At 32.1% G+C, this 15,912-nt stretch carries 18 protein-coding genes, 1 pseudogene and 2 riboswitches; of the genes and pseudogenes, 15 read left to right on the forward strand and 4 right to left on the reverse strand.

What is annotated here, in order from left to right; translation table 11 throughout:
• Positions 1-22: 22 nt before the first annotated feature.
• A riboswitch (TPP riboswitch) is annotated at positions 23-125 on the forward strand.
• Positions 126-187: 62 nt separating this feature from the next.
• The 4 genes from thiT to BUB32_RS07260 all read left to right on the forward strand — a co-directional run bounded on the left by thiT (position 188) and on the right by BUB32_RS07260 (position 6,560).
• Entirely contained in the window at positions 188-826 is a 639-nt protein-coding gene (thiT, locus tag BUB32_RS07240; protein ID WP_072968717.1) for an energy-coupled thiamine transporter ThiT, read from the forward strand.
• 410 nt (positions 827-1,236) lie between these two features.
• Positions 1,237-1,773, forward strand: a complete 537-nt coding sequence (locus BUB32_RS07245; RefSeq protein WP_072968888.1) for a phosphatase PAP2 family protein — start codon at positions 1,237-1,239, stop codon at positions 1,771-1,773.
• Between the two features lie 63 nt (positions 1,774-1,836).
• Positions 1,837-1,999: riboswitch (M-box (ykoK) riboswitch) on the forward strand.
• Between the two features lie 380 nt (positions 2,000-2,379).
• Positions 2,380-5,067, forward strand: coding sequence for a magnesium-translocating P-type ATPase (mgtA, locus tag BUB32_RS07255; RefSeq protein WP_072968721.1), 2,688 nt, complete (start codon positions 2,380-2,382; stop codon positions 5,065-5,067).
• Positions 5,068-5,375: 308 nt separating this feature from the next.
• A complete protein-coding gene (locus BUB32_RS07260) occupies positions 5,376-6,560 on the forward strand; it encodes a hypothetical protein (RefSeq protein ID WP_072968723.1) in 1,185 nt (394 codons plus the stop codon).
• Positions 6,561-6,606: 46 nt separating this feature from the next.
• Here the strand turns inward: BUB32_RS07260 and BUB32_RS07265 are convergent, their stop codons facing one another.
• Positions 6,607-7,185, reverse strand: a complete 579-nt coding sequence (locus BUB32_RS07265; protein WP_072968725.1) for a YdcF family protein — start codon at positions 7,183-7,185, stop codon at positions 6,607-6,609.
• 175 nt (positions 7,186-7,360) lie between these two features.
• On the opposite strand from BUB32_RS07265, the gene sigY reads away from it, so the two are divergent.
• The 9 genes and pseudogenes from sigY to BUB32_RS07310 all read left to right on the forward strand — a co-directional run bounded on the left by sigY (position 7,361) and on the right by BUB32_RS07310 (position 12,489).
• Positions 7,361-7,891, forward strand: coding sequence for an RNA polymerase sigma factor SigY (gene sigY, locus BUB32_RS07270; protein WP_072968727.1), 531 nt, complete (start codon positions 7,361-7,363; stop codon positions 7,889-7,891).
• Entirely contained in the window at positions 7,888-8,304 is a 417-nt protein-coding gene (locus tag BUB32_RS07275) for a zf-HC2 domain-containing protein (RefSeq protein WP_072968730.1), read from the forward strand. The genes sigY and BUB32_RS07275 overlap by 4 nt, the downstream gene beginning before the upstream one ends.
• Positions 8,305-8,308: 4 nt before the next feature.
• The gene (locus tag BUB32_RS07280; RefSeq protein ID WP_003868124.1) at positions 8,309-8,641 is read left to right on the forward strand and encodes a zinc ribbon domain-containing protein; all 333 of its coding nucleotides are present in this window, start codon (positions 8,309-8,311) and stop codon (positions 8,639-8,641) included.
• Positions 8,642-8,660: 19 nt separating this feature from the next.
• Positions 8,661-8,867, forward strand: coding sequence for a PLDc N-terminal domain-containing protein (locus BUB32_RS07285; protein WP_003868125.1), 207 nt, complete (start codon positions 8,661-8,663; stop codon positions 8,865-8,867).
• Position 8,868: 1 nt separating this feature from the next.
• A complete protein-coding gene (locus tag BUB32_RS07290) occupies positions 8,869-9,795 on the forward strand; it encodes an ABC transporter ATP-binding protein (RefSeq protein WP_072968731.1) in 927 nt (308 codons plus the stop codon).
• Positions 9,782-10,537, forward strand: a complete 756-nt coding sequence (locus BUB32_RS07295) for an ABC transporter permease (RefSeq protein WP_072968733.1) — start codon at positions 9,782-9,784, stop codon at positions 10,535-10,537. Before BUB32_RS07290 ends, BUB32_RS07295 begins: the two co-directional genes overlap by 14 nt.
• Positions 10,538-10,627: 90 nt before the next feature.
• Positions 10,628-10,964 (forward strand): annotated as a pseudogene (locus BUB32_RS07300) (group II intron reverse transcriptase/maturase); the annotation flags it as partial.
• 308 nt (positions 10,965-11,272) lie between these two features.
• Positions 11,273-11,836: a hypothetical protein gene (locus BUB32_RS07305; RefSeq protein WP_234949246.1), complete on the forward strand. Its 564-nt coding sequence runs from the start codon at positions 11,273-11,275 to the stop codon at positions 11,834-11,836.
• 29 nt (positions 11,837-11,865) lie between these two features.
• Positions 11,866-12,489 (forward strand): hypothetical protein, encoded by a 624-nt coding sequence (locus tag BUB32_RS07310; RefSeq protein ID WP_072968735.1) that lies wholly within the window; start codon positions 11,866-11,868, stop codon positions 12,487-12,489.
• A 96-nt stretch (positions 12,490-12,585) separates the two neighbouring features.
• Here the strand turns inward: BUB32_RS07310 and BUB32_RS07315 are convergent, their stop codons facing one another.
• Genes BUB32_RS07315 through BUB32_RS07325 form a run of 3 tightly spaced genes read right to left on the reverse strand, consistent with a single transcriptional unit; the run spans position 12,586 to position 13,365 of the window.
• Positions 12,586-12,930, reverse strand: a complete 345-nt coding sequence (locus BUB32_RS07315) for an ArsR/SmtB family transcription factor (RefSeq protein ID WP_072968737.1) — start codon at positions 12,928-12,930, stop codon at positions 12,586-12,588.
• Between the two features lies 1 nt (position 12,931).
• The gene (locus BUB32_RS07320) at positions 12,932-13,156 is read right to left on the reverse strand and encodes a hypothetical protein (RefSeq protein ID WP_072968739.1); all 225 of its coding nucleotides are present in this window, start codon (positions 13,154-13,156) and stop codon (positions 12,932-12,934) included.
• 14 nt (positions 13,157-13,170) lie between these two features.
• Positions 13,171-13,365, reverse strand: a complete 195-nt coding sequence (locus BUB32_RS07325) for a hypothetical protein (RefSeq protein ID WP_042834607.1) — start codon at positions 13,363-13,365, stop codon at positions 13,171-13,173.
• A 146-nt stretch (positions 13,366-13,511) separates the two neighbouring features.
• On the opposite strand from BUB32_RS07325, the gene BUB32_RS07330 reads away from it, so the two are divergent.
• Positions 13,512-14,660: an MFS transporter gene (locus tag BUB32_RS07330; protein ID WP_072968742.1), complete on the forward strand. Its 1,149-nt coding sequence runs from the start codon at positions 13,512-13,514 to the stop codon at positions 14,658-14,660.
• Positions 14,661-14,872: 212 nt separating this feature from the next.
• Positions 14,873-15,907: an N-acetyl-gamma-glutamyl-phosphate reductase gene (gene argC, locus BUB32_RS07335; protein WP_072968744.1), complete on the forward strand. Its 1,035-nt coding sequence runs from the start codon at positions 14,873-14,875 to the stop codon at positions 15,905-15,907.
• The last annotated feature ends 5 nt before the right edge of the window (positions 15,908-15,912 follow it).

The following is a 15,912-nucleotide window of genomic DNA, read 5'->3' on the forward strand; positions in this document are numbered from 1 at the left end:
AGGTGAAAACAAAATAGGTGGTTATGTCCGCTGGGGGAGCTTTAACGGCTGAGATGGCATTGATGCCAAACCCTTGGAACCTGATGAGGGTAATGCCTCCGTAGGGAATGCGGCTCAAAAATACCGCATTTCGCGGTATTTTTTTCAGCGAACATAGCCTCCTTGAAAAATGGAGGTGTTTTTGTTTATGTCCTACCTTTTAAGTGTTTTTTCTGATTTTGCCAAAATAAAGCCAGTGACGTTATCGGTTATATTGGCAATTTTATTGGCAGCTTTTCTCTTATATCTGATGCGAAGAAGTGTCAAATTTGACACAAAAATGCTTGTCTACGGAGCACTTTCAATCGCTATTTCTTTCGTGCTGTCTTATATAAGATTTTACCACTGGCCTCAAGGTGGTTCTATTACACCTGCCAGCATGTTGCCGCTTTTTATCTTTGCTTATTATTATGGACCAGGTCCTGGTGTGATTGTAGGAATGGCGTATGGACTTTTACAACTTATTCAAGATCCATTTATAGTCCAATGGGTGCAAGTACTTCTCGACTATCCGTTGGCCTTTGGTGCTTTAGGACTTGCTGGCTTTTTTAGAAAAAACCTGAGTTTGGGAATTTTAGTTGGTGGATTTGGACGATTTTTTTCTCACTTTTTATCCGGAGTATTCTTTTTTGCAAGCTATGCGCCAAAAGGAATGAGTCCCATAGTTTATTCACTTCTAGTTAACGGAAGTATAGTAGGTGTAGAAGTGGCAATATGTTTTGCAGTTTCATTAATTCCACAAGTTAGAAATGCTATCGAGGAAATTAAAAAGAAAGCAATTGCTTAAAGGGGTATTTCCCCTTTTTTATTTTTTTCAATGGATAGCTAAAATTAATGGTATAATATTTTGTAAGAAAAAATTTAACATAAAATTAACTTCCTTATAATGTTTTTTTAATGTTATCATAAGATAATTTAATCAAAGGTTATGTGAAAGCCCGTGGATAAATAGGAATATGCCATAAAAGAGTAGCAAAGGCTGTTGAAAAAGCTTTTGAAAAGTACGATAATATATAAAGAATATAAAATTTAAAATCAAGAGAATTGTTGTTTGAAGACCTTGATAAACTTAAGGCAATGAAAAAAAGAATAGAAAAATTTGTTTACAAAAATCCTGTTAATAAAGTGTGTGAATTTGTACTTAAATATTTCAATAAAAAGCATTCGTGAGGAATTGTAGGGAGGGAAATTTTGCAGATGCAAATAAAAAGAGTGCTTCTTGACAAAGACAAAAACATTTTTTTCTATATAAACGAAAGGATAAAATGTAATATATTGGACAAAATAATGCCCAAAATAACTCATATAGGCGGTCCTTTTTTTACAATATTTTCTTGTTTATTTTTAATTTTTTTTGGAAAAAACGATGTAAAAGCCTCGGCTTTAGAAGCTTTAACTGCGCTTACAAGCAGCCATTTGTTTGTTCAGCTCTTAAAAAGAAAATATACAAGACCAAGGCCTTATATGGTATTAACTAATACGAACACTTTTAAACATCTTTTAAAAGATTATTCTTTTCCTTCAGGTCATGCTACTGCCAGTTTTTCACTTGCTATGACTTTTTCGATGTTTTTTCCAAGCCTTGCAGTGTTCTTTATTTCGCTGGCAATGCTTGTAGGGATTTCAAGGATATACATTGGACTGCATTATCCTTCAGATGTATTAATGGGCTCAACGATAGGTATTACTTTTTCTTATCTAACCCATTTTATGGCTACAAAGTTGTTTTTGTAAAAAATTTTTCAAAATAGATTGACAGATTGTAAATAGAAGAATATAATGTAGAAGGACACAAGTTAATACAATCGTTAGGTGAGGCTCCTATACAGATATACGCTGCTGCCCGGAAACATCGAGAGATGCTAACGGGTCAACAAGTATTACCGAATTAAGGTTTTACTTAATGCAGCTGGAGGATGTTCCAAAGCTGTATAGTGCCAAAGCTCAACGAATTGAAATGTCTAAAAAACCTCTTTCATTCGTTGAGAGGTTTTTTAATTTGAGAAAAACGGAGGTGAGAAGAATGGACGGTGGAGGTAGTAGTAAAAACTATAAAGGTATATGTAATATGACATTGAAGAAGGATGGGCATAGTTTGAGGCCGTGTCCATTCTTCTCACACGTGGCCTTTCTATAAATTTTGTTCTTGGTATGATTGCCCATTTATCCCTTCTTTTGATGTCCTATTACATATGCCTCCAAAACAATTTTTAGACTAACTCCATTTAATTCCATCGTCTAAACGCGAAAGTTTTTCACAAAAAAACAAATACTGTAACTGTAAGGTTGCAAAAGACTCAGCATCCCTAGTCTATTATTGTGTTTTGGAGGTGTATGGTAATGATCAAAATTGCAAAGAAAAATGGTTTCACAGATACGATACTTGCTCAATTAATTGATTTTGCCAGAAAAGATGTTGATGAAATTTTGGCACAATTAGGTACAGATAGAGAAGGGCTGACTTCTGAGGAAGCAGAAGATAGGCTTGAAATGTATGGGTTAAATGAGGTAGCTCATGAAAAGTCGGCTCCTTGGTATATTCAATTGATTAAAGCTTTTATCAATCCCTTTATAGGTATATTAGTATTTTTAGCAATTGTGTCGTATATAACTGATGTACTTTTTACTGCACCTCAAGACAGAGATTGGAGCACTATAATTATTATTTCTATAATGGTAACGGTTAGTGGACTACTTCGTTTTGTTCAAGAGTATCGTTCTAATGCAGAGGCAGAAAAACTAAAAGCTCTTGTTCACACAACTGCTGCAGTTATTCGCAAAGATACAGGTGAAAGAGAAATTAAAATAGAAGAAATAGTGCCGGGTGACATGATACATTTGGCAGCAGGTGACATGGTACCTGCGGATGTTAGGGTTATTACTTCTAAAGACCTATTTATAAACCAAGCAACTTTGACGGGAGAATCCGAACCTGTGGAGAAATATCCAGATTTGAAAGAAGAAAAAAGAAAAGCTAAGGATTTAAACCTTTCAGATTTAGAAAATATATGCTTTATGGGTACCAATGTAGTAAGTGGGTCTGCAATTGCTGTAGTTCTTTCAACCGGTGACCGTACTTATTTTGGTTCAATGGCAAAATCCCTTGTAGGGCATAGGGCAATGACAAGTTTTGAAAAAGGTATTAACAATGTAAGCAAAGTACTTATCAAATTTATGGCAGTAATGTTTCCGATTGTGTTTGTGATAAATGGTCTTACAAAGGGTAATTGGTTGGATGCATTGCTTTTTGCCTTGGCTGTGGCTGTTGGACTTACTCCCGAAATGCTTCCAATGATAGTCACTACCAACCTTGCTAAAGGTGCTGTGACAATGGCAAAGCGCAAAACAATTGTTAAGAGATTAGATGCTATCCAAAATTTTGGAGCGATGGATGTGCTATGTACTGATAAGACTGGCACTTTGACATTAAACAAAATAGTCGTAGAAAAACATCTTGACATACATGGGAATGAAGATGACAGAGTTTTAAGGCATGCGTATTTAAATAGTTTCTATCAAACAGGTTTAAGAAACTTGATGGATGTAGCTATTTTAGAGTATGGAGCTGAAAAGGGTTTTAATGGCTTAGAAAAAATATATAAAAAAATTGATGAGATACCTTTTGATTTTGTAAGGCGGAGAATGTCTGTAGTTTTAGAAAGCGAAGGTGGGAAGAGACAGCTTGTAACGAAAGGTGCCGTTGAAGAGGTGCTTTCTATCTGTGAATACGCTGAATACAAAGGTGAAGTAGTTCCTTTAACAGATGAAATACGCCAGGAAGTAAAAGAAATGGTAAGGAAGTTAAATGAAGATGGAATGAGAGTGCTGGCAGTAGCACAAAAAAATGATGTTCCACCAGAAGGAGTTTTTGGTGTAGCAGATGAGACTAAAATGGTTCTTATGGGTTATATAGGTTTTCTTGACCCGCCAAAAGAATCTGCACCTTATGCGATAAAAGCACTTAAAGAGCATGGTGTGGATGTAAAAATTCTCACTGGTGACAATGAAATAGTGACAAAGAAAATCTGTAAAGAAGTTGGACTTTCTATAGAGAACATTCTATTAGGTAATGAAATAGAAAATATGACAGATGAAGAATTAGCAGAAGTAGCAGAAAAAACGACAATTTTTGCAAAACTTTCTCCTATGCAAAAATCAAGAATAATAAAGGCTTTACAAAGTAAAGGCCACATTGTTGGATATATGGGGGATGGAATTAATGATGCTCCTGCTTTAAGAGAAGCAGACGTTGGAATTTCTGTTGACTCTGCAGTAGATATCGCTAAAGAATCTGCGGATATAATACTTTTAGAAAAAAGCCTTACGGTCTTAGAGGAAGGAGTTGTAGAAGGGCGTAGAATTTTTGGAAATATTATGAAATATATTGCAATTACATCAAGCTCTAATTTTGGAAATGTATTTTCTGTTTTAGTGGCAAGCGCATTTTTGCCATTTTTACCAATGCAACCATTGCAACTTCTCTTCCTTAACTTGACTTATGATTTATCTATGACATCAGTGCCTTGGGATACAATGGATAAAGAGTATATACAAAAGCCAAGAAAATGGGATGCCACAAATATAGGCAATTTTATGGTATGGTTTGGACCTACAAGTTCTATTTTTGATATTACAACTTATGCCTTGATGTTTTTTGTAATTGGTCCAATAGTTATAGGTGGCTCTTACTTCTTGTTGCCTGAAGCATCTAAACTTCAATTTGTTTCGCTTTTCCAAACAGGCTGGTTTGTAGAAAGCTTGTGGACGCAAACAATGGTAGTTCATATGCTTAGAACCGAGAAGATTCCTTTTATACAAAGCATTGCTTCATGGCCGCTATTACTTTTTACATCAGCAGCCGTTACAGTAGGGACAATTATTCCATTTACTTCATTTGGAAAAGACATTGGAATGATGCCTCTACCGCCTATATATTTCTTATTCTTAATGGCTACGCTTCTTGCATACTTGACTTTGGCACAATACGTTAAAACAAGATTTGTAAAAAAATTTGGAAGTTTGCTGTAATTTTATCAGACAAAGGGGACGGTTCCCTTTGTCTGAAATTATAAAAAGCCTGTAAAAAGCCCGGACAAAAAACAATGTCTGGGCTTTTGTTTTTAAGTGAATTGAGATTTTCTTTTAGGTGCTTGACATGATTATGGAAATGTTCTACCATGGATATAGAAGGAACTATCGGTAGTCCTTAGAATTAATAGCGCACAAAAGTTAAAACAATGGAATGAAAATTGATGAGGAGAAAAAATAATTACAAAAATTATCAAACAAAAGGAACCATCCCCTTTGTCTGCAAAGTATTTTGATGAGGTGAGGTTATGAAAAGGATGAGGTATTTTTTATTGACAGTGTTAATGGTAGGGTCATTGATTTTGGCATCCTGCTCTAATGAATACGCAAATTTGGAGAAGTATCAATTCACTAAAAATTCTGACCTCAAGTTGGTTTATGCAGATGAGAAGAAAGTCATCATTGAAGATGGAGAAAACCTAGTTTTAGAGTCAAAAGGGAATTTTTACAAACTTCCCACAAAACTTGATTTAAAAAAAGGTGAAATCATAATATTGTTAAGCACAGAAGGGAATTATGCTTTGACAGGGAAAATTGACAAAAACAAGTTTTATGACGTAAACATTGTAAATTTAATAAAAGGGAATAAGCTGGAAGTAGAGTATTCAGCTGTTAAGTATATGATTTCAAGCCAATATTCGCTGCTGCCAAATGAGCAATATTTTGCATATGTTAATAAAGATGAAAAGGACAGCGATATGACGATCAAGATGGTGGATTTGACTGCTTTTAAAACTTATGATGTGAAAGTAGATATGCCTGTTACAAATGTTATAGCAGTAAAAAATGATAGTGGTTATCAGATATATTTTGAAAGCTTAGGAAAAGTATACAAAAAGCTTAATGAGGGAAAACCCACCTTCATCGCAAATGGGTATTTGCTATATGTGGATGAAAATGGAAATATATATTTGTACAGGAACATAAATATAAAGACGACAAAAGTATATAAAATAGATAAAAATAATAATGAAAAAGAGATAGCTTCATTAGATAAGCCCAGCTTATTGGTGAGGAAAAACGGGGATGTGGCTGCTTTTATCACGGCCAACGATAAAGAGTTTAAGTCATATGATATGGATTTAATCAATTTGAAAACGTCAAAGCACACCGTAATATCAAATGCTTCGGAAAACTTAAATTATGACATTCCGCTCTTTTATAAGAGAGGCAATATTGCCGTAATTTTCTACAAAGAAGGGAAAGCCGAAATGATTGATACAAAAAACGGAAATAGAATGGCTTTAAAAAATTTTGAAAAATATGTGTTTCCCAATTCAAATATGGAATTTGGCTTTAACATTTACGAGAATCAAATCATTGGTTTTAACAAAATTGTACAGCTTAAAAAACAAGAAAATAGTGTAAAGCTTATATTAGTGGATGCGGATAACAAAGTTTTAAAAACAATTGCTGAGCAGCAGCTAAAGTAATCTAATTAGCGGTTAATTTTGATGCAATAAAAGACAAATATATCCCTCATTTCTTTAAATATGTATATAAAAGTGCAGGTATTTCACGTAAAAAACCATAAGCTTCATCACTTAACATATATTTTTTTAAGAAGACGCCAGAATAACTTGCATCTATTCCAACACGCTTTGCTATTACACTTGCTCTTTTTAAATGAAATTTATTTGAAATAATTATCGCTGTTTTTAATAAATTTTTATCCATAATTTCCTTGGAAAAAAGTAAATTTTCATATGTAGAAAAAGATTTATTATCAGTTAAAATAATCTTTTCAGGTATGCCATTTTTTAAAAGATATTCTTTCCCTGCCTCAGCTTCCGAAATATTCTCTCCAGGACCTTTCCCTCCAGATACTATTATATACTTACCATACCCTTCTTTATAAAGTCTCAAAGCCTCATCAAGCCTTTCTTTGAAAAAAGGACTTGGCGTCTTTCCATATACTGCACAGCCTAAAACTATTATCACATCAGATTTTTTTGGTTTTTCATAAAGTGCAAAAGAAATTATCTGATATTCTAATGTTATTACCACTGTAACAAAAATTACTATTAAAACCCCTATAAACCTCAATAATAATTTCATTAAAATTTCCTCCAGAAAATTATTATAATAAAACCCTTTATATCATTATACAACATATATTATATTATTAAAACAATTCTTAACAATACACTTATAAATAACCAATGTTTGATAAAATGAAATTATGAACTTTTTACTTAGTTACGCGTTTAATTTGTAGAAGGGTGGGCAGGTGATGGAAGAGAAAGAACTAATATATAAAGCAAAAAATGGTAATAAATATGCTCTAAATGAATTACTCTCCCAAAACTATAATACTTTATTAGGATATTGCATGAAAATAACAGGTAATCCGATACTTGCCCAGGATATAGTACAGGAAACAATGCTCAAAGCTATTTTAAATATTAAAAATTTTACTCCTGAAGTCAAGTTCTCAACATGGCTTTTAAAAATCGCAACTAATACATTTAAAGATTATTTAAGAAAACACAAAAATATTGAACTTGTAGAAGAAATATTTTCAAATACTGAAGAAGATGTAGAAGAGACCGCTATGACAAATATTCAATACAGCGAACTAATGAATATTTTAATGAAACTGCCTTATGAGAAAAGAGCAGTATTCATTTTAAAACACTATTATGGATATAAATACCAAGAAATTGCGAAAATAATGGACTGCCCTGTTGGCACAGTACGGTCACGTTTACACAACGCTATAAAAGAAATAATGTCAGAAATGGGAAGAAGGGGTATATTGTGAAAAGAGAATGTAAAAAAATACAAGACAAAATAATTGATATTCACTACAATGAACTTACTGACAATACAGAAGTAATTTCACATATTGAAAATTGCAGTGACTGTTATACATTCAAAAAAAATTTAAAACTAACATTAAGTTACATGGATACCTTAGAAGTTAAAATTGATATGTCAGACTTGCAAGTAAATATCGCAGAAATTATAGAAAAGGCAGAGCAAATAAGAAATAAACGAAAAGATAGGCTTGAATTGCTTATTTTTATAACCACATCAATAATTTTCTTAATATCATCAGTATTATTTATGGCAAATTTGGATGTTAGGTTTCTCCTATACACGCAAATTTTCCTTTATTTCAATCTGCCATTAATCTTAATACCCTTTTACAAATTAAAGACTTCAAGGAGATGATAAAATGTCCAAAAACACATTAATTTTAATAATTGTAATACCCCTATTATTTCTTCAAGCTTTATGGATTTTTATGGATGCAAAAAAACGTGGTGAAAAATACTACTGGGCATGGGGGATTTTTGGACTCCTAAATATACCTACCTCTTTAATCATATACCTTTTTGTAACAAGGTATGGATATCTTAAATGTCCTAATTGTGGAAAAACAGTAAGAAATGATTACAAATTCTGTCCTTATTGTGGTACTTCTTTAAAGAAAACATGTCCAAAATGTGGAGCCGAAATAAAAGATGATTGGAAATACTGCCCTGAATGTTCAACAAAATTAAAATAATCTGAGGAGGTTTAAATTAATGATTGATAAATTAAGCAATCCTGAATTAATAAAACTACTTCTTCCTTTAGCTATAATCCAGTTAGGACTTACTGTATTTTCAATTTACAGACTTTCAAAAGACAAAGTTAAATATCTTCCAAAATGGGCATGGTTTTTAATTATAATCTTTGGAGAAATATTAGGTTGCTTGATATTTTTAACTATAGGCAGGGAGAGAGAATAACATGATAAAAGTTTTTAATCTAACAAAAAAATACGGTAAACATGAAGTTTTAAAAGGGATAAGTTTTGAGATTGAAAAAGGGAATATTTACGGCTTATTAGGGCGAAATGGTGCTGGTAAAACTACCACAATGAACATTTTAACAGGGCTTATTGATTATGATGAGGGAGAAATATATATAAATGGTAAAATGTTAAATAGAAATAATAGGAAACTAATTGACGAAATAGGATACCTTCCTGAAAATCCTACTTTTTATAACTACATGACTGGCAGCGAATACCTGTATTTTATAAGCAAAATAAGAGGTATTCCTCATCAAAAAGCTAACACAGAAGTGGAAGAACTCCTTAATATAGTAAAGTTAAAAGAAGTTGCCAACAAAAAAATACAAGGTTATTCAAGAGGAATGAAGCAAAAATTAGGACTGGCAGTGGCTCTTTTAGATAACCCTGAAATAATTTTTTTAGATGAACCTACATCTGCTTTAGATCCAGAAAGCAGATATGATATACTTAACCAAATATTGGAAATGAAGAAAAATGGGAAAACTATATTCTTATCTACCCATATATTAAGTGATGCTGAGAGAGTTTGCGACTATGTTGGCATACTTGATAAAGGTAAAATTATCTTTTCAGGAAGATTAAAAGAATTAAAGCAAAAATATATTCAGCCTGTGTATGATGTTGTCTTTGAAAATTTACCTACCAATGCCGAAGAAAAACTTAATAATGTAAAATGGATTGATGATATTAAAATAGAGAATGATATTATAAGTATTTACGTAAATGACATTGAAGCAGCAAAAAAGAATATCCTCAATGAAATATCAAAACTTGGTATACCTGTTATATCACTGCAAAGAAGAGAAAATACTCTAGAGGACATATTTATAAGGATGGTGAAGCAAAATGAACACCTTTAAAGCATATTTGAAAAAAGAAATAATAGAATCGTGGAGGCAATATAAATATCTAATACTTCTAATTGGCATTGTTCTATTTGCTATACTTGATCCTATAATCCTTAAATTGCTTCCAGAAATGCTTAAAAATAAAATAAATGGTGATTTAGCTTCTTTAATACAAATTGATATGAAATCTGCAGTACAAAATTATATAAAGGATTTAAATCAAATATCATTACTTATAGTGCTTTTAACACTCATGGGAATCCTAAGTGAAGAAGTGTCTTCACAAAAATTAGTGTTTCCTTATTCTAAAGGTGCTAACCTTTCAGCTATTGTCATATCAAAAATACTTCATTATTCTGTTACTTTGTCAATTTTCATAATAACTGGATTTGCTATTAATTACTATTACGCAACAACACTTTTCCATAACAACGTCATAGCTTTCAATAAAATATTAATATCATCTATCTTAATGTCAATTTATTATATTTTCATAATAACATTGCTTATATTTTTGAGTAGCATTTTGAAAAAAGGTATAATAGCTGCATTATTAGTATTAATACTTCATATAGTCTCATCAATATTAGTAAATATTGATAAAATAGCTAAATTTATTCCCTACAACTTAATTTCACTTGCGAATTCCTTTAGTACAGAAAATATTTTAACTACAATTATATCGGCAATACTATATTGCATAATATTGTCCATATTTACAATGAAAATAATGAACAAAATTGAAATAATATAACTTCTTCCCGAACAAGGAGACGGTTTTTTTGTTTCATATTGGAATGAGACAAAAGAACCGTCCCCTTGTCTTTTATAAAGAAATGTTATAGATGGAAGAAACGAAGTACAAAGATATACCAGCAAGAGCTTGAAATGATAGTAGAAGGAGGGAACATGGAAGAAGCATACAAGCGCGTTGTTGCAAATAAAGGAAGCCATGGAGTAGATGGGATGGAAGTAGATGAACTTCTACCGTATCTCAAAGAAAACTTTAAACCATAAAACAACAACTGCTGGAGGGGAAATACAAACCACAACATACATTTTCTGATAGCAGTTATGGATTCAGACCAGGACGCAGTGCAAAAGACGCAATAAAAGCCGCAGAAGCATATATAAATAAAGTATACGCGTGGGTTGTAGATATGGACTTAGAAAAGTTCTTTTTACAGAAATATTACAATTTGGCAATCAAAGAAGGAATTTGGAGGTTAATGGAGAAATATTACAATAAGGAGCATATAAGGAAAGAAACTCGGTTTTTATACTAAAATGCAAAAGAAAAGGCTATTTTAGTGAAAATTTATACTTTTGTCAATTGACAAGATGCTGGAAATAAGATACCATGGATATAGAAGGAATTACCGGTAGTCCTTAGAATTATTGGGGAAGGAGTGAAAATGTTAAGAGAGAGAAGGAATTTGAGAAATGCTTTTTGCTTACGACTAATTTTAAGGTAGGTTGATGGAATTAAATGAAAAGGATAGTGACAGTATTACTTACTTTGATATTAATATTTTCAACAACAGTTGTATTTGGAGCGACGGATAACGTATTAGAAAATGAACCAGCTGCGATTTTTGAAGGTAGTAGCATCGAAATGAGTGTGGTAGAAAATACTAAACTTTCTAGTATGGATTTTATTTATTTACCTAATTATAATGCTGACATTGGTGGAGGTATTTTACTTTCGGAAGAAATAAAAAGGCACAACAATAATGAATTGGCAAGATATGTAGCTAAATTATCAGTTGATTTTATTGTAGCTTCTCTGGCTTATCAATATAAATTAGGATTCCCTACGAGCTTTGTTATAGATCGCTTTACAAACACATTAATATCATGGTTTAATAATAACTATTTACAAGATACTTATACGGGAGCGTGGATGTGGAAAGCCTGGAGCAATTATGAGAATGTTTATGTAATTTATGTGACATTAGTACATTATTCTGATGGAACTTATACAAAACCTATAAAAGTCCAAACATTAGAGATTGGAAGGGAATACGGGACTACAGTTGAATATTATTACTAAAGGAGAATATCTATGAGGAGATTATTATTATGTTAGTGGTATGGTTTAATGCCATTTTAATTCTACTCGAATCTTTATATCAAGTGGTACTTTATATTTACAAATTGTCTGATAGAGATAAAATTCCTCCTTTAACAATCAATTTTGTAGAAAAGCGAAAAATGTTTTTTAGTAGATGGCGCAAAGTTCCTCTAGACGATGGGATTATATATAAAATGATTGGCAGGTCAAAAGTTAGGACATTTGTGTGGTTTATAGTTGGGATATTATTTTATGTTCATGCTAAAGGAAGAGGCGGTGAGATTGGAACTTATGTAATTTTTACAACTGTAATGTTCACAAATGTTTTAAAGCAAATTTACTTCTATAAGTATAAAAAATCTTTGAAAGGCGAAAAATTTTCTAAGGTGTTGCGAAGCATTATAGAAATAGAAATAGGTATGTACAACGTAGCCTTTGATATACCGATAGAAAAGAATAGTATATATGAAGTCATAAAAGATACATGGGTGAATATATTTGGCAGCATGTCTGTCATAATATTGGTATTTTTCGCTTCATATTTCGGAGTATTAGAAAAAGTTAGTATGCTGGTTATAATAATTTATTTAGCTGCTATTTTGAGTAAAAGATTTATTATGGTGCGAACTTAAAACTGTTAAGGCTAAATTTCTATTTTAGATCAGTATGTAGAAACGAGTAAAAACCCTCAGACAAAGGGGACGGTTCCTTTTGTCTGAGGGTTTTCGTTATTGAGATTTTTCATCTTCTAAATTAATTTCTTTAGAGATTTCATGAAGCATTTGAGGTGTTAGTCTCATATCAAAATGAGTTAATTCATAATATTTTGTGGCTTTTCCATCACTGGAGATTTCCATACTCGATTTTACAAGCCCTGCTTCTTCTAATTTGCGAAGATGGATGTATAGAAGAGGTCTGCTTATGCCCATTATTCTTGCAAGTTCGCTTATATACTGCCTATTTTCATACAGAATGCCTAATATTTTTATTCTTACAGGGTGGGATAGAGCATCAAAAATTTTTATAATCTTTGCCGGATCTAAATATTCTGGTGAGGGGTTGTGTTCAGCCATTTTAATCAACTTCCTTTAACAGCTTTTCTATTTTCTCCAGTGCACTTTTTACTCCATCTATTTCATTTAATAGATCGTTTGACATTTTTATATACAACTCATTTTGTTTTCGCATATTTGATACTTTTACAAAGACGAATATTGAGAAAACGGCAAAGATAACTGCTAAAATAAAAGGCGTAAAAAGTGTGATAATTGCAAATAAGTATATGCCCGATGTATTCATATTAATCCTCCTTTTTATTCTATATTTTCAAGTAATTTCTCAATAGATTCTGCTTTTTGACGTAAAGATGACAGTTTTTCTTGTGTCTCTTGAGTTAATTTAGAAAAAGCCTTATATTGCGCTTGAAGCTTTGTTATTTCAAGAACAATTGCTGTTAAAAAAATTATTGAAGTGATAGAAAGGGCGAGTATAAGATAAACAAATCCCATTTTAAAAGCCTCCTCATTTTTTTATTTCACATGTAATAATTATATTACATATGAAATAATTTGTCAATATGCATTTGCTATTTGGAGTAAGTTCTTTTATAATTATGTAAAATCAAATTTCATCCACAAAAGAAAGAGGGAGATAAATGGGATATGCAACTATTATCTATTATTTTTTTATAATCTTTTACGCAGTATTTTTTATGGGGGGAGCGATTTATGGCACTTTTGTGCCGGTTTATCTGGACTACATAGGTTATAGTAAGAGTGAAATTGGAATTTTGATGTCTTTAGGTCCTTTTGTCGCTATAATAGCTCAGCCGTTTTGGGGGATTACAAGCGATAGAGCGAGGTCTAAAAATTTTGTTTTGCAAATTTTATTTTTAGCTAGCATTTTTACTATGGCATTGTTTCCTTTGTCCCGCAATTTTTATTATCTCATAGCAGTTATAACTCTTTTCACATTTTTTCAAACTTCTACTGGTCCGATAAGTGATGCCATAACACTAGAGTATTTAAGTGAAACAAATCAAAAATTTGGTCCAATAAGAATGGCAGGAACAATTGGATACGCAGTGATGTCAGTTATAGCTGGCTGGTTTGTGCAAAGGTATATCGGAAGCATTTTTATTTTAAACATTGTAGTATTGTTTTTAGCCTTTATGATTGTATTTAAACTTCCTGTTGTAAAAGGTCATCAATTTGGAAAGGAAAAGGTTTCTATATGGAAGCTTTTTTCAGATAAAAATCTCGTTTTGCTGATGGTATTCAATTTTTTAGTACAGATTACGTTAGGATTTTACTATACTTATTTTCCTATTTATTTTAGACAAATAGGTGGAAACAATGAGCTTTTGGGCTGGGCTTATTTTATTTCTGCAATGAGCGAGATACCTTTTTTGCTGTATGCCGATAAGATACTTGAGAAAATAGGCACAAGAGGAGCGCTTATAGGAGCAAGCTTTGTGGCAGCAATAAGATGGCTTATCATATCGCTTTTTCAAAACGCATATTTGGTTTTGCCATTTCAACTTTTGCACGGTTTAATTTTTATAGTTTTATATTACTCTATGGCAACTTATATTAATCAAGAAGTTCCAAAAGAATTAAGGGCGTCGGGACAGACCATGAATAATTTAATAGGTATGGGTATTTCAAGGATTGTGGGAAGCTTACTGGGGGGATTTTTGAGTGACGCTTATGGAATAAAGGCAGTGTTTTTTTATAATTCTCTTTTGGCTTTTGCCATAGGTTTAATCTTTGGGTATATCTTTTTTAGGAAGATAGGAAGATAATTTTGTGAATTTAAAAAGGCAAAATTTTTTTATGAAAAACTCTTGAAAAAATTTTGTATGGTGGTATAATGTAAAATAAAAGTTGTATAATTATAAATTAAATATTGTATTTATGCGCAGAAATATTTTTTTAACGTTCTATGCATAAATATAAATTAAATCGTATATATATTAATAAATGACAGAGGATGTAAAAGAGGGAGGCACTTTAAATGGTGAGGGTAGGAATATTTGGGGCAACGGGTTATACGGGGGTCGAACTTATAAGAATACTTTCAAAGCATGAAAAAGTAGAAATAAAATATCTTTCTTCTCAAAGTTATAATACCAAAGCAATTTCGGATGTTTATTCATCTCTCATTGGTTTTTGCGACAAAGAGTTGGAAGATTTAAACCTAGAAAAGGCAATGTCAGAATGCGATGTCATATTTACGGCTTTGCCTTCAGGTCATGCTTCAAAAATTGCCAGAGAAGCTGTGAAAAAAGGAGTAAAGGTGATTGACTTAGGAGCTGACTTTAGATTTGACGATTATTCCGTCTACAAAAAATGGTATGGCGGAGATTATGAAAATTATGAAGGTATTAAAAGGGTATATGGTCTTCCGGAAGTTTACAGAGAAACTATAAAAGAGGCTGAAGTAGTAGGAAATCCGGGATGTTATCCTACAAGCGTTATATTAGGGCTTATGCCTCTTTTGAAAAATGGCATAATAGAGGGGGAGGTAATTGTTGATTCAAAGTCAGGTGTATCAGGGGCAGGTCACAATCCCTCCCATAACAATATGTATGCAGAATGCAATGAAAACATAAAAGCGTATAATGTTGCAAAGCATAGACATGTTCCAGAAATGGAGCAAGAACTTTCAAAAGCTTTCGGAGAAAAAGTATCTGTTGTGTTTACTCCCCACCTTACGCCAATGACAAGAGGAATTTTAAGTACTATGTATTGCAAACTAAAAAAAGATATGGATATAAACACTGTTTATAATGTTTACACAGATTTTTATAAAAATGAGTATTTTGTAAAAGTGTTACAACCTGGTAATTACCCCGCAACAAAAAATGTTTATGGGTCGAATTTTTGTCACATAGGGTTTGAAGTTGATAAACATACTAATACTTTAATAGTGATGTCTGCAATTGATAATCTTGTTAAAGGGGCGTCAGGCCAGGCAGTGCAAAATATGAATATTATGTTTGGAATAAATGAAAATACTGGACTTGATATAGTTCCAATATATCCTTAGATAAA

Source organism: Thermoanaerobacter uzonensis DSM 18761 (assembly GCF_900129115.1).
GTDB classification, from domain to species: Bacteria; Bacillota; Thermoanaerobacteria; order Thermoanaerobacterales; family Thermoanaerobacteraceae; genus Thermoanaerobacter; species Thermoanaerobacter uzonensis.